This window comes from Pseudomonas sp. 2835 (assembly GCF_050435905.1).
In the GTDB taxonomy this organism is placed as follows: domain Bacteria; phylum Pseudomonadota; class Gammaproteobacteria; order Pseudomonadales; family Pseudomonadaceae; genus Aquipseudomonas.
Genome location: NZ_JBNDLE010000013.1, coordinates 103054 through 117901 on the forward strand (window position 1 = coordinate 103054; position 14848 = coordinate 117901).

General features: G+C 62.5%; 9 protein-coding genes. 7 read left to right on the plus strand and 2 right to left on the minus strand.

Features of this window, described 5'->3' with window-relative positions:
- On the minus strand, window positions 1–1803 hold the full coding sequence (locus ABIE20_RS18825; RefSeq protein WP_429506509.1) for an acyl-CoA dehydrogenase: 1803 nt from the start codon (window positions 1801–1803) through the stop codon (window positions 1–3).
- 214 nt (window positions 1804–2017) lie between these two features.
- On the opposite strand from ABIE20_RS18825, the gene ABIE20_RS18830 reads away from it, so the two are divergent.
- Window positions 2018–2575, plus strand: a complete 558-nt coding sequence (locus tag ABIE20_RS18830) for a hypothetical protein (protein WP_429506510.1) — start codon at window positions 2018–2020, stop codon at window positions 2573–2575.
- Window positions 2576–2635: 60 nt separating this feature from the next.
- Here ABIE20_RS18830 and putA read toward each other — a convergent pair whose 3' ends face one another.
- The gene (putA, locus tag ABIE20_RS18835; protein WP_429506512.1) at window positions 2636–6589 is read right to left on the minus strand and encodes a trifunctional transcriptional regulator/proline dehydrogenase/L-glutamate gamma-semialdehyde dehydrogenase; all 3954 of its coding nucleotides are present in this window, start codon (window positions 6587–6589) and stop codon (window positions 2636–2638) included.
- A gap of 352 nt (window positions 6590–6941) precedes the next feature.
- Here putA and putP point away from each other — a divergent pair, with 352 nt between their 5' ends.
- From putP to ABIE20_RS18865, 6 genes are all read left to right on the plus strand, one after another.
- On the plus strand, window positions 6942–8426 hold the full coding sequence (putP, locus tag ABIE20_RS18840) for a sodium/proline symporter PutP (protein WP_195885531.1): 1485 nt from the start codon (window positions 6942–6944) through the stop codon (window positions 8424–8426).
- 262 nt (window positions 8427–8688) lie between these two features.
- On the plus strand, window positions 8689–9525 hold the full coding sequence (locus ABIE20_RS18845; RefSeq protein WP_045193787.1) for a 23S rRNA (adenine(2030)-N(6))-methyltransferase RlmJ: 837 nt from the start codon (window positions 8689–8691) through the stop codon (window positions 9523–9525).
- A 158-nt stretch (window positions 9526–9683) separates the two neighbouring features.
- Window positions 9684–11441, plus strand: a complete 1758-nt coding sequence (locus ABIE20_RS18850; RefSeq protein ID WP_429506513.1) for a carbamoyltransferase family protein — start codon at window positions 9684–9686, stop codon at window positions 11439–11441.
- Window positions 11425–12555 (plus strand): glycosyltransferase, encoded by a 1131-nt coding sequence (locus ABIE20_RS18855; RefSeq protein ID WP_429506514.1) that lies wholly within the window; start codon window positions 11425–11427, stop codon window positions 12553–12555. Before ABIE20_RS18850 ends, ABIE20_RS18855 begins: the two co-directional genes overlap by 17 nt.
- A complete protein-coding gene (locus ABIE20_RS18860; RefSeq protein ID WP_429506516.1) occupies window positions 12555–13451 on the plus strand; it encodes an antimicrobial resistance protein Mig-14 in 897 nt (298 codons plus the stop codon). Before ABIE20_RS18855 ends, ABIE20_RS18860 begins: the two co-directional genes overlap by 1 nt.
- Entirely contained in the window at window positions 13448–14848 is a 1401-nt protein-coding gene (locus ABIE20_RS18865) for a PIG-L deacetylase family protein (protein ID WP_429506554.1), read from the plus strand. The genes ABIE20_RS18860 and ABIE20_RS18865 overlap by 4 nt, the downstream gene beginning before the upstream one ends.

Below are 14848 nucleotides of genomic sequence, written 5' to 3' on the forward strand. Positions count from 1 at the left end.
TCAGAACCACTCGTCGTGCATGCTCAGGCAGGTATCGTCACGGGCCGCGAGCAATGCCAGCTCATTATGGCAGCCCGGCACTTCCCAGGTCAGGAAATAACGCGCGGCCCGCAATTTGCCCAGGTAGAAGTCGCGATCAGCCGGATTGCCCCGGGCCAGCCCCTGCTCGGCGCGGATCGCCTGCTCCAGCCAGCGCCAGCCGATCACGCAGTGACCGAAAGCCTTTAGGTACAGCGCCGAGTTGGCCAGGGCTGCATTGACCTGGCCCTGAGCCAGATCGCCGAGCAGGCCGAGGGTCACTTCCTGCAGGCGAGTGAGCAATTGCTCCAGCGGTAACCGCAGGCGGTCCAGGCCGCTGTGCGGGTGGGCTTGCTCGCATGTGGTGGCGATCAGGCGGACCAGTTGCTTGAGCCCGGCTCCACCGTTTTGCGCCAGCTTGCGCCCGAGCAGGTCCAGCGACTGGATGCCGTGGGTGCCTTCGTGAATGGGGTTCAGGCGGTTGTCGCGGTAGTACTGTTCGACCGGGTACTCGCGGGTGTAGCCATGGCCGCCGAGAATCTGGATGGCCAGTTCGTTGGCCTTGAGGCAAAACTCCGAAGGCCAGGACTTGACGATCGGCGTCAGCAGATCGAGCAGTTCATGGGCCTGCTGGCGAACCGTATCGCTCTCGCCGCTCTGGGTGTCATCGAACAGCCGCGCGGCGTACAGGCCCAGGTCGAAGGCGCCTTCGACGTAGGCCTTCTGGGTCAGCAGCATGCGCTTGACGTCGCTGTGATTGATGATCGGCACGGCAGCGGTGGCCGGATCCTTGTTGTCTGGCAGGCGCCCTTGCGGACGCTGGCGGGCGTACTCCAGCGAGTACAGATAGCCAGCATAGCCCAGCATCACCGCGCCCATGCCGACGCCGATACGCGCCTCGTTCATCATCTGGAACATGCAGGCCAGGCCCTGGTGTGGCTTGCCCACCAGGTAGCCGACACACTGGCCGTTGTCGCCGAAGTTCAGCGCCGTCGAGGTGGTGCCGCGCCAGCCCATCTTGTGGAACAGCCCGGCCAGCAATACATCGTTGCGCGGGCCGAGGCTGCCGTCGGTGTTGACCAGGAACTTGGGCACGATAAACAGCGAAATGCCCTTCACCCCGGGCGGCGCATCCGGCAGCTTGGCCAGGACCATATGCACGATGTTTTCCGACAGCGGATGGTCGCCGCCAGAAATGAAAATCTTGTTGCCCCGCAGCCGGTAGCTGCCATCGCCGGCAGGTTCAGCGCGGGTGCGGATATCGGCCAGGGACGAGCCGGCGTGCGGCTCGGTCAGGGCCATGGTGCCGAAGAAACGGCCTTCGATCATCGGCTGCAGGAACAGGCGCTTCTGCTCGTCGCTGCCAAAGCTCTCAATCAGGTTGGCGGCGCCCATGGTCAGGAACGGGTAGGCCGTGGTCCCGGCGTTGGCCGCCTGGAAGTGGGCGAAACAGGCTTGCGAGAGCAGGGTCGGCAACTGCATGCCGCCGGCTTCGAAGTCGCGGCTTGCGTTGAGAAAGCCGGCTTCGAGGAATGCATCGACCGCAGGCTTGACCTCGGGGATCAACAGCGCTTCGCCATTTTCATAGCGCGGCTCATGCTCGTCGCCCTTGCGATTGTGCGGGGCGAAGTACTTCTCGGCGATGGTCCGCGCAGTGCTCAGAGCGGCGTCGAAGGTTTCGCGGTTGTGTTCGGCAAAGCGCGGGCGTTGGGTCAGGGCCTCTGCATCGAGCACTTCGTAGAGTTCGAAGGCCAGGTTGCGGGCACTGAGCAGGGTCTCGGACATGGCGGCGTTCCTGTCTGGGGATGGGCCGAGTCTAGGGGGGAGGCAAGGATCAGGACAGGTTAATAGGTGCAGGTGATGACGGGGCATGAGCGAGTTAATCCGCCCGGCTTAGGACCGGTCGTACTTAGGGTTAGGACCCGTAGGGCAGATTCCAGATGCCTCAAACCGGTTAAATATCACTTCATTCTATGGTTCACCGAGTCGGTATTCGTCGATGTCGTTAGAAACAATCGTCAGGGTCAACAATTGCCCTCAGTTTTATGTGGTGTCGCCCAAAAAACTGGCCATCATGAGTTTCTTCACCTTTGGCCTGTATTGGTGGTTCTGCTTTCACCGAAACTGGGTCTTGCACCGAAAAGCTACAGGCGAGCCTGTCTTGCCGTTAGTTCGCGCATTGTTCCCGGTCATTTTCCTATATCCATTGATGAGACGGATCGATGCGCGAATTCGCCATTCAAGGCTTGAATACCGATGGTCACCATTGCTCCTGACATCGCTTTATCTGATTGGCGTGGGGCCTTTACTGTTGTTGGACCAAGGTGCCTGGGAACAGTTCTTTCATATCGCCACGATGCTCCTGCTGACTTCATATGCAGTGTTCATCTGGGTGATTGTCAGAATTCAGTGCGCCATCAACTTCAGTGAAGGAGATGACCAAGGGGCGACCAATGCAAAGCTATCGTTAGTTAACTGGGTCTGGATGCTTTGGGGGCTATTGTTTTGGCCGTCGTTGGTGTTGCTAGCTGTAGGTTCGCTGGTAATAGGTCTTTAATTGAGCGCACAACGAAGAAGGGAGAGCCGATGCTCTCCCTTCTTCGTTGTGGTGCTAACGTCAGCCGATAGTCATCAGGCTCGCGTTACCACCGGCAGCTGCGGTGTTGACGCTCAGTGCGCGCTCGATCACCAGGCGCTCCAGGGCAATCGCGGTTTCACCCGACGACAGGCCGTGAACACCGACGATGGCACCGGCGCGCTTGGCCACCTGCTCGCACACGGCGCGCAGCTGGTCAGAGTCGCCATGATGCAGGACGGCGTCGAACACCACGTCGTCCTTGTTCCAGTCGGCTACCAGCTGGATGCGCGCTTGCACTTCCTTCGGCAGGCGATTGCGCAGGGTCTTGCTCAACTCGCTTTCCGGCCACACCGCCGAGCTGCCTACGGCCAGTACCGCAGCCAGTTGGGTCAGCAGGTCGGCTTCGACTTCGGCCAGGCACAGCACGTGCTCGCGCGGCAGGATGGTGTAGCTGTTGCGCTCACCGGTCGGGCCCGCCAGCAGACGGCTGATACCGCTTTGCGATTGCTGGGCGAACTGCTCGCACAGGCCGCTCAGGTCGTTCAACTGGTTGTTCGCCGCCCAGGCTTTGAGTGCCTGCAGCGGTTTGCTCAGGCTGTCGCGCAGGCGGGTGTCCGGGGCATTGTCACCGTCGGTGCGTTGGAACGACTGCTCGATGGCGCCGGCCGGACGGGTCGACAGCAGGCGGTACAGGTACAGCGGGCCACCGGCTTTCGGACCAGTACCTGACAGGCCTTCGCCACCAAATGGCTGCACGCCGACCACGGCACCGACGATGTTGCGGTTGACGTAGACGTTACCGGCATTGACGTTGTCGATGACCTTGGCAATGGTTTCGTCGATCCGAGTGTGGACACCCAGGGTCAGGCCATAGCCGGATGCGTTGATCTGCTCGATCAACTGGTCAAGGTTCTTGCGGTTGTAGCGCACCACGTGCAGTACCGGGCCGAAGATCTCGCGCTGCAGTTCGTCGAAGCTTTCCAGTTCGATCAGGGTTGGCATCACGAAGGTGCCGCGCTTGATCTCTTCACCATCGGCGATCGCCATCTGGTACACGGTACGGCCTTTGTCGCGCATACCCTGGATGTGCTTCTCTATACCGGCCTTGGCTTCGGCGTCGATCACCGGGCCAATGTCCACGGCCAGGCGTTCAGGGTTGCCCAGGCGGCTTTCGGCCATGGCGCCCTTGAGCATTTCGATCACGCGGTCGGCGGAATCTTCCTGCAAGCACAGTACGCGCAGGGCCGAGCAACGCTGGCCGGCGCTGTCGAAGGCTGACGATACGACGTCGATGACCACTTGTTCGGTGAGCGCCGAGGAGTCGACGATCATCGCGTTCTGGCCGCCGGTTTCGGCGATCAGCGGGATCGGACGTCCCTGGGCATCCAGGCGGCCGGCGATGTTGCGTTGCAGCAGGCGGGCGACTTCGGTGGAGCCGGTGAACATCACGCCTTTGACCCGATCGTCACCGACCAGGCGGGCGCCGACGGTTTCACCGCGGCCCGGCAGCAGTTGCACCACGCCTTCAGGGATACCGGCTTCGAGCAGCAGGCGCACGGCCTGGGCCGCGACCAGCGGAGTTTGCTCGGCCGGCTTGGCCAGCACCGGGTTACCGGCGGCAAGGGCCGCGGCAACCTGGCCGCTGAAGATCGCCAGCGGGAAGTTCCACGGGCTGATGCACACCACCGGGCCCAATGGGCGGTGAGCGTCGTTGCTGAAATCGTTGCGCGCCTGGACGGCGTAGTAACGTAGGAAGTCGACTGCTTCACGCACTTCGGCGATGGCGTTGGCGAAGGTCTTGCCGGCTTCACGGGCGAGCAGGCCCATCAGCGGCTGGATCTCGGCTTCCATCAGGTCGGCGGCACGCTCCAGGATCGCGGCGCGTTCGGCCGGCGGGGTGGCCTGCCAGATCGGTGCGGCATTGAGCGCGCACTGGATGGCGTTGTCGACGTCAGTGACGTTGGCTTCCTGGACATGACCGACCACATCGCGCAGGTCAGCCGGGTTCAGTACCGGCGCAGCTGCTTCGTTGCTGGCGGCGCAACCGAGCATAGGCGCGGCTTTCCAGTCGTTGTGGGCGCTGGCCAGCAGGGCGCAGGACAGCGAAGCCAGGCGGTGTTCGTTGGCCAGGTCGATACCGGCGGAGTTGGCCCGCTCGGTGCCATACAGGTCACGCGGCAACGGAATGCGCGGGTGCGGCAGGCCGGTATTGCCTTCCTGGGTAGCCATCTGTTCGATGGTGGCTACCGGGTCGGCGACCAGTTCCTGGATCGAGATCGACTGGTCGGCAATACGGTTGACGAACGAGGTGTTGGCGCCGTTTTCCAGCAGGCGGCGAACCAGGTAGGCCAGCAGGGTTTCGTGGGTACCGACCGGGGCATACACGCGGCACGGACGGTTCAGCTTGCCATCGGCAACCTTGCCGACAACCTGCTCGTACAGTGGCTCGCCCATACCGTGCAGGCACTGGAATTCGTACTGGCCAGGGTAATAGTTCTGGCCAGCGATATGGTAGATGGCCGACAGGGTATGGGCGTTGTGGGTGGCGAACTGCGGGTAAATGACTTCCGGCACCGACAGCAGTTTGCGTGCACAAGCAATGTAGGAAACGTCGGTGTACACCTTGCGGGTATAGACCGGGTAGCCTTCCAGGCCTTCGACCTGGGCGCGCTTGATCTCGCTGTCCCAGTAAGCACCTTTTACCAGGCGGATCATCAGGCGATGGCGGCTGCGGCGGGCCAGGTCGATGACGTAGTCGATCACATACGGGCAGCGCTTCTGGTAAGCCTGGATGACGAAACCGATACCGTTCCAGCCGGTCAGTTGCGGCTCGAAGCACAGGCGCTCGAGCAGGTCCAGCGACAGCTCCAGGCGGTCGGCTTCCTCGGCGTCGATGTTCAGGCCGATGTCGTATTGCTTGGCCAGCAGGGTCAGCGACAGCAGGCGCGGGTACAGCTCTTCCATCACGCGCTCGTACTGGGCGCGGCTGTAGCGTGGGTGCAGGGCCGAGAGCTTGATCGAGATGCCCGGGCCTTCATAGATGCCGCGACCGTGGGAAGCCTTGCCTATCGAGTGGATGGCCTGCTCGTAGGAAGCCAGGTACTTCTGAGCGTCATGTTCGGTCAGCGCAGCTTCGCCAAGCATGTCGTAGGAATAACGGAAGCCTTTGGCTTCGAACTTGCTGGCGTTGGCCAGGGCTTCGGCGATGGTCTCGCCGGTCACGAATTGCTCGCCCATCAGGCGCATGGCCATGTCGACGCCCTTGCGGATCATTGGCTCGCCGCTCTTGCCGATGATGCGGCTGAGCGAAGAGGTGAGGCCGGATTCGTTGTGGGTCGAGACCAGCTTGCCGGTCAGCAGCAAGCCCCAGGTGGCGGCGTTGACGAACAGCGACGGGCTGTTGCCCAGGTGCGGCTGCCAGTTGCCGGTGCTGATCTTGTCGCGGATCAGGGCGTCGCGGGTGCCTTTGTCGGGGATACGCAGCAGGGCTTCGGCCAGGCACATCAGCGCCACGCCTTCCTGGGACGACAGGGAGAATTCCTGCAGCAGGCCCTGAACGATGCCGGCACGGCCGCCAGCGCTCTTCTGGTTACGCAGTTTTTCGGCGATGCCGGCGGCCAGCTTGTTGGTGGCCTCGGCCATGGCGGCCGGCAGGCGCGCCTGTTCCAGCAGCATCGGTACCACTTCCGGCTCAGGGCGGCGGTAGGCGGCGGTGATGGCCGAGCGCAAGACCGACTGCGGCAGGATGCTTTCGGCAAATTCGAGGAAGCACTGGTGGGCGTGGTCGGCCTGTACTTCGCCGGCATCGTCGGCATGAAGGCCGGGCTGACCGTTGAGTTCGGTCAGGGTGGCGCCACCCTCGAGCTTCTCCAGATAGTTGAAGATCGCTTGCTTGATCAACCAGTGCGGCGTGCGATCGATAGAGGTCGCAGCTGCTTTGAGTCGCTCACGGGTAGGGTCGTCGAGTTTGACCCCAAGGGTGGTCGTCGCCATTTCTTATCCTCATTATTGCCACAGGCTGTGGCTTAAGCTGGCGCCAAGATTAGCCGTGCGCGATTTTGGGTGCAACCTAGTGCAACCCAAAATATGCAGGAAAAAAGTGCTACTCGTCCGGAGGGTAAAACCACACAGCAAAAATGGCTGTTTGTGGTGCATTTTCTTCTGAAAACAGGTCTTCTTGCTCCAAAAGGGAGCAAAAACCCGCTGTTACGCAAAATTTCCGACGAGGTGCAACTTGATTGTAAAAACAGGTTGCACCCTCTTTGCGTTGTTGCATAGGATTCGCGGCCTGGGTGCAACCTCTTCGAGGCTGTCGCTACATAAAAACAAACGCCAGGGCGCAACAATGAGTGTAAGCAATCCAACCTTGATCACGTTCGTGATCTATATCGCGGCAATGGTGCTGATCGGCTTCATGGCCTATCGCTCTACCAACAACCTCTCTGACTACATTCTTGGCGGTCGCAGCCTCGGCAGCGTGGTTACCGCGCTTTCGGCCGGTGCCTCGGACATGAGTGGCTGGCTGTTGATGGGCCTGCCGGGCGCCATCTATATGTCGGGCCTGTCGGAAAGCTGGATCGCCATCGGCCTGATCATCGGTGCCTACCTGAACTGGCTGTTCGTCGCCGGCCGCCTGCGGGTGCAGACCGAGCACAACGGTGATGCGCTGACCCTGCCGGATTACTTCTCCAGCCGCTTCGAAGATAACAGCGGGCTGCTGCGGATCATCTCCGCCGTGGTGATCCTGGTGTTCTTCACCATCTATTGCGCTTCCGGCATCGTCGCCGGCGCCCGCCTGTTCGAAAGCACCTTCGGCATGTCCTACGAGACAGCGCTGTGGGCTGGTGCGGCGGCAACCATTGCCTACACCTTCGTGGGTGGCTTCCTGGCGGTGAGCTGGACCGATACCGTCCAGGCTACGCTGATGATCTTCGCCCTGATCCTGACCCCGGTGATCGTTTTGATCGCAACCGGTGGTTTCGATACCACCTTCGCGGCTATCGAGCTGAAGGACGCAGGCAACTTCGACATGCTCAAGGGCACTACCTTCATCGGCATCATTTCGCTGATGGGTTGGGGTCTGGGCTACTTCGGCCAGCCGCACATCCTAGCGCGCTTCATGGCCGCTGACTCGGTCAAGTCGATCGCCAAGGCCCGTCGCATCTCCATGACCTGGATGATCCTCTGCCTGGTCGGTACCTGCGCCGTTGGCTTCTTCGGTATCGCCTACTTCTCGGCGCACCCTGAAGTTGCTGGCCCGGTCACCGAGAACCACGAGCGTGTGTTCATCGAGCTGGCCAAGATCCTCTTCAACCCATGGATTGCCGGTGTCCTGCTGTCGGCCATCCTGGCGGCTGTCATGAGTACCCTGAGCTGCCAGTTGCTGGTGTGCTCCAGCGCCCTGACCGAAGACTTCTACAAGACCTTCCTGCGCAAGGGTGCCTCGCAGCTGGAGCTGGTCTGGGTCGGTCGCGCCATGGTGCTGCTGGTGGCCGTGGTCGCCATCCTGATCGCCTCCAATCCTGAGAACCGCGTGCTGGGCCTGGTTAGCTACGCCTGGGCCGGCTTCGGTGCTGCCTTCGGTCCGGTGGTACTGATCTCGGTACTGTGGAAAGGCATGACCCGTGACGGCGCGCTGGCCGGTATCCTGGTCGGTGCGATCACCGTGGTGGTGTGGAAGCACTTCTCCATCTGGGGCCTGTACGAAATCATCCCGGGCTTCATCCTCGGCGCCCTGGCGATCTACTTCGTCAGCCGGGCCGGCAGCCCGTCGAAGGCGATGGTTTCGCGCTTCGAAGCCGCCGACGAGGCGTTCAAGGCCGGTCATTGATCGACTGTTGAGCTTCGCCTGACCACGGCCCGGCCTCGCAAGAGTCTTGTGGGAGCGGGCCTTGTCCCGCGATCGAGCGCGAAGCGGTCGCAATTCAGGTAGCAGCAGGTGGGCTGGCGGCATTGGTCTCATCGCGGGGCAAGCCCGCTCCCACTGGGCTTGACCCGCGATGGCTGGCATCGCGGGTCAAGCCGCATCTGCGCATCGCCGCTCCCCCTGTTGTGCATGACAAGGTAAACTGCGCGGTCTTGCAGGAGTTGCCATGAACTATCGTCACGCCTTCCACGCCGGTAACCACGCCGACGTCTTCAAACACCTTGTGCTGACCCGCCTTATCGCCTTGATGTCGCGCAAGGAACAGCCGTTCGCCTACCTCGACACCCACGCAGGCCTTGGTCTTTACGACCTGCAGGGCGATCAGGCGACACGTACCGGCGAGTGGCTGGAAGGTATCGGCCGCCTCTGGGGGCGCGACGACCTGCCGGAAATCACCGCGGACTACCTGCGCATCCTGCGCAAGATGAACCCCGACGGCGAGCTGCGCTATTACCCGGGTTCCCCGGAGCTGGCGCGGCGTCTGGCCCGCCAGCAGGATCGCGTGCTGCTCAACGAGAAGCACCCCGAAGACGGTCGCCTGCTCAAGGACAACATGAAGAAGGACCCGCGCGTTGCCGTGCACCTGGGCGAGGGTTGGCATGTGCCGCGGGCCTTGCTGCCGGTGCAGGAAAAACGTGCGGTGATGCTCATCGACCCGCCGTTCGAGCAGGCGGATGAGCTCAAGCGTTGCACCCAGGCGATGAAAGAGACCATCAGTCGTATGCGCCAGACTGTCGCGGCCATCTGGTACCCGATCAAGGACCAGCGCCAGCTGGTGCGCTTCTACCAGGACCTGACCAGCACCGGCGCGCCGAAGCTGCTGCGGGTCGAGCTGTACGTGCACCCTCAGGACAGTCCGCAGGGCCTCAACGGCTCGGGCCTGGCCATCGCCAACCCGCCATGGGGCCTGGAAGAAGAGCTGCGCACGCTGTTGCCATGGCTGTCGCAGGTGCTGGCGCAGACTCAGGGCAGCTGGCGGATGGATTGGCTGATCGCCGAATAAGCGCGGCAGGAGCGGGCTCGCCGCGCGTTTGAGGTGCGTCAGTTACGCCGAATCGCGGGGCAAGCCCGCTCCCACACTTTGCGTTATAATCCCGCTCTTTGGCTGCCGCTCGCCCCACGTGCCAGCGCGCATATATACAGATTGAAGAGGCTAGACCCTTGGCATTGACGATTCTTGGCCTGTCCGGCGCCCTTAGTCATGACCCTTCCGCGGCCCTGTACATCGACGGCAAGCTGATTGCCGCCGCTGAAGAAGAGCGCTTCGTGCGCGATAAACATGCAAAGAACCGCATGCCCTACGAATCGGCGAAGTTCTGCCTGGAACAGGCCGGTATCAAACCGTCCGACGTTGATGTGGTGGCGATCCCGTTCGCCCCGATCAGCCTGTTCGGCAAGGCTCGCTGGCACTACGCCAAGCGTTACTGGTATGCCCCGGATCGCGCCCTTGACGCGATCCTGATGGGCAACCGTCGCTACAAGCGCTACCGCAAGAAGATCGTCTGGTGCCTGGAGCAACTGGGCTTCGACCCGAAAAAGGTCAAGATCGAGCCGGTCGAGCACCACCTGGCCCACGCCTCCAGTGCCTACCACTGCTCCGGTTTCAAAGAGAAAACCGCGATCCTCGGTATCGATGGTAAGGGCGAATACGCCACGACCTTCTTTGGCTACGGCGAAAACGGCAAGATCCACAAGATCAAGGAATTCTTCGATCCGGACTCCCTCGGCGGCCTGTACGGCGCGATCACCGAGTTCCTCGGTTTCGAAATGCTCGATGGCGAGTTCAAGGTCATGGGCATGGCGCCTTATGGCGACGCCAGCAAGTACGATTTCTCGCGCCTGGCCTCGTTCGAAAACGGCGAGCTGGTGATCAACACCGACTACGCCAACGTCATCGGCCTGCGTCGTTATAAAGATAAGGGCAAGGGTTTCTACTTCTCGCCAAAACTGATCGAGTGGCTGGGCCCGAAACGCGAAGGCGACATCGCCGACGAGCCCTACATCCACTACGCCGCGAGCATGCAGGCGCTGTTCGAGAAGCTCGCCCTGCAGATGATCGACCACTACCTGGGCGACATCCTCAAAGAGACCGGCAAACTGGCCTTTGCTGGCGGCTGCGCGCTTAACGTCAAGCTCAACCAGAAGATCATTGCTCGCCCCGACCTCAAGGAGCTGTTCGTCCAGCCGGCTTCCGGCGACGCCGGTACCGCGGTCGGTGCGGCTGCCTATGTGTCTCACGCCCGTGGCGTGCCGGTCGAGAAGATGGAGCACGTCTACCTCGGCCCTGCATACTCCAACGAAGACGTGATCGCTGCCTGTGCTCGCCACCCGAGCCAGCCGAAATGGCGCAAGCTGGAGAACATGCCCGAGCAGATCGCCAAGATCATGGTCGACGGCAACCCGGTAGCCTGGTTCCAGGGCCGCATGGAGTTCGGCCCGCGTGCCCTCGGCGGTCGTTCGATCATCGGTTGCCCGAGCGTGGAAGGCGTTGCCGACCGCATCAACCACCAGATCAAGTTCCGCGAGCGCTGGAGGCCTTTCTGCCCGTCGATGCTCGACACCGTCGCGCCGCAGATGATCAAGATCGATCACCCTGCGCCGTTCATGACCTTCACCTTCGAAGTGGCTGAAGAGTGGAAGACCCGCGTGCCGGAAGTCGTCCATGAAGACGGCACCTCGCGCGCCCAGGTGCTCAAGCGCGAGTACAACCCGCGCTACTACGACATGATGAAGGCGCTGGAAACCCTGACCGGCAACGGCGTGTCGCTGAACACTTCGCTCAACCGTCGTGGCGAGCCGATGATCTGCTCGCCGACCGATGCGCTGAACATGTTCTTCGGCTCGGACCTGCAGTACCTGATCATGGAAGACATCCTGGTGGTCAAGGACGGCGCGGGCACTTATGACGTCCAGGGCTGAAAAACGCGTCCTGCAGTTCTGTCATGGTTATGACGGTCCGTTCCTGGACTGTGCGCGCCAGTACGCCAGCCTGTTCGACGGTAGCGGCTACAAGGTCACCACGGTGTTCCTGACCGGCGCTGCCGACCCTCAGGTCGCGGCCGGCTGCGCCTCGGACGAGGTGATCTTCCTCGAGTTCAGCTCCAAGGCCATTCGTGGCCTGAAGCTGGGGGCGATCCGCGCCTTGCGGCGGATCGTCGCCGGCCGCCCGTTCAGCTTTTGCATCGCCCACCGTTTCAAGCCGATCTACATCGCCTTGCTCGGCAGCAACTTGCCGGTGATTGGCGTGCACCATGCCTTTGGTGACTACCTGCGTGGCAGCCGCAAGCTGTTCGCCAACCTGTTCAGCAAGCGCCTGAGCCTGCTCGGCGTTTCTGATGCAGTGCGTGACGACATGCGCAAATGCTTGCCCAAGTGGCCGGCCGAGCGTATCCAGACCCTCTACAACCGCATCGATATCGAGGCGCTGCAGGCCAGCCAGGTGCCCGCTGCGCAGGCGCGTGAGGCTCTGGGGTTGGACCCGCAGGCGTGGATCGTCGGCAATGTGGGCCGTCTGCATCCAGACAAAGACCAGGCCACCCTGCTGCGTGGTTTTGCCCAGGCCCTGCCGCAACTGCCGGCCGGCGCTCGCTTGGTCATTCTTGGCAAGGGCCGCCTGGAGCAGCAACTCAAAGATCAGGCCGCCGAACTGGGAATCGCCGCGCAAGTGGATTTTCTCGGTCAGGTACCTGACGCCCGTCGCTACTTTCGTGCTTTTGATGCCTTTGCCTTGAGCTCCGACCACGAGCCGTTCGGCATGGTCCTGCTCGAAGCCATGGTCGCCGGTGTGCCGCTGCTGGCCACGGCTTGTGGCGGCGCGGTCGAGGTGGTCGAAGGTGTTGGCATCCTGTTCCCGCTGGGCGACGCTGAGCGCCTGGGGCAAGGCCTGCAGCACCTGGCCGCGCTGGATGAAGGGCAACGCCAGGAGTGCGCCGGGCGCATGCTCGAACGCCTGCGTGAGCGTTTCTCCGATGCCGCGGTACGCGAGGCCTTCTGGCAACTGCCGCACGTTCGTGCGCTGACGGCGGAGGCCTGATGCTCAACCATATTCAAGGCTGGCGCGAGCGCGGCTGGACGCAGATCGATGCGCCAACCTACGCCCGGGCCTGGGAAAAATTTGGCGGCAGTGTCGCCACCCATCCACTGGTTGTTGAACAGCTGGCTGATCTGGCGCAGATCCCGGTGCGTTACCTGGGCTGGGAGCAAAACGGCGAGCTCAAGGCCGCGATTCCTACCTGGGGCCGCTACCTGGCGCTGTCCAAGGACGTGCTCAAGCGTCAGGGCAAAAAAGGTCTGTACGACCTGGGCAATGCCGAGCTGATCCTGCCGGCCGCCGCCGATGCCCAGGCGCCGCTGCGTCATGCCGGGCGTTATCTCTCCGAGCTCAACCAGGGTCGTTTCGCCAACCTCAAGGCACAGGCTGAATCGCTGGCCATGGCGCGTACGCCGGAAGACCTGTCGAAGAAGTTTCGCTACAACCAGCGCCGTGAACTGCGCCTGCTGGAAGAGGCGGGCGGCCAGGTGCGGCCGGTCACGGATTTTTCCAGTAGCGAACTTGCGGCGATCTACTGCGACCTGTTCCAGCGCCGCTGGGAGTTCCCGGCCACCGGAGCCGAGCGCATGGCCGAGGTGATCGAGCGCCTGCGCGAGCTGTTGATAGGTTCGGTGCTGTTTCTCGACGATGCGCCGATTGCCATCCAGCTGGTTTACCGGGTCGAAGCGCCGGAGTGGATCAGCGTTGAATACATCAACGGTGGTGTTGACCCACAAACCAAAGCCTTCAGCCCGGGCAGCGTGCTGAGCTTCCTCAATACCCAGGCTGCCTGGGAAGATGCCCGTGCGCGTAACAAACCGCTGCGGTTCTCCTTCGGCCGTGCCGATCGCGAGTACAAGGACCGTTGGTGCAACCCCGTGCCGGTGTTTCAGGTGTGAGCCGCAAGCAGCAGTTGCTCAAGCGCCACCGGCGCAATAAGCGCCTGGGGCTGCTGATTGGCCTGCTGGTGCTGCTCGCCCTGGGCGTTTTTGTCCAGTGGTGGCTGCCGCTGCTGCTGGTGCCGCTGTTGTGGGTGGCCCATGAGGCGTGGTTTGCCGACCACCTGTTCTATTCACCAGCTGAAGACTATCAGTATCAGTTCCCTCCAGACTGCCTGGCCTATCCGCTCGAGTTGGTCGACGGCTTGCTGCGTCTGCCATCGCCGCCGCCGCTTGGCGCCGAGCAAACGCTGATTTTGCAGGTGCGCCTCAAGAGCAATTGGCTGGGGCGGTTTCTTGATCCTGCGGTAAGCCTGGGCAGTGACGACGTTCAGACGTTCGAGCGGGGCGTGAACGGCCTGCGTTACCTGAACCTCACTGGGCTGGCCGAGGCGTTGATGGCTGGACAGTTGCGCCTGCGTGGCCGGCATTGCCGCCTGGTGGGCGAGGCAACGCTATGGGTTGCACCAGAAGCCGATCTTCGTCAGCGCCGGGTCATGGTCATCGCGCCCCATGCCGATGATGCCGAACTCGCAGCCTTTGGCCTTTACAGCCAGGCCCACGAGACCTGGGTGGTGACCTTGACCGCCGGTGAAATCGAAGCCGAGCACTATCAGCAAATGGGCCTGGAAAAGGCCGAGGCGGCGCGCCTGAAGGGCCGTTTGCGGGCTTGGGACAGTATCGCCGTGCCGCGTTGGGCCGGTGTTTCGGAATCGCGCTGTGTGCAGCTGGGGTATTTCTGCCTGCAACTGCCGGCGATGCAGGCCGCGCCTGCAGAGCCGATGGCTTCGCGCGAGGCCGGGGTTGCCGATATCCGCTTGTTCCGCCAGTTCAATCCGCTGGCCCTGCCGGGTGATGAAGACGGCGCGCCAACCTGGAACAACCTGCTGGCCGATTTGCGAGCCCTGTTGCTCAGAGCCCGGCCGCAGGTACTGGTAATGCCGCATCCGACTCTCGATCCGCACCCAGACCACATCTGCGCCCAGGCCGCCGTGCTTGAAGCGCTGCAGGGCCTCGAATGGCAGCCTGAAACCCTGCTGTGTTATGCCAATCACCTGCATGACAACGATCGCTGGCCCATGGGCGACAGCGGTGCAGGCATCGCCTTGCCGCCGCAACTGCAAGCGACCCAGGCCTGGGCTCCCTACAGCCTGGTGCTGGACCTTGGCGCCCAGCGCGATAAGGCCATGGCCCTGGGCATGATGCACGACCTGCAGCCGCCTGCGCCGTTCAAGCGCCGGCTGCGCCGCCTGCTGCAACGCTGGCTGGCCGGGCGTCGTCCTTCGCCTTATGGCGAGAACGAATTCTTTCGCAAGGCTGTGCGTCGACATGAACTGTTCTGGCGTCGTGAGCTCTGA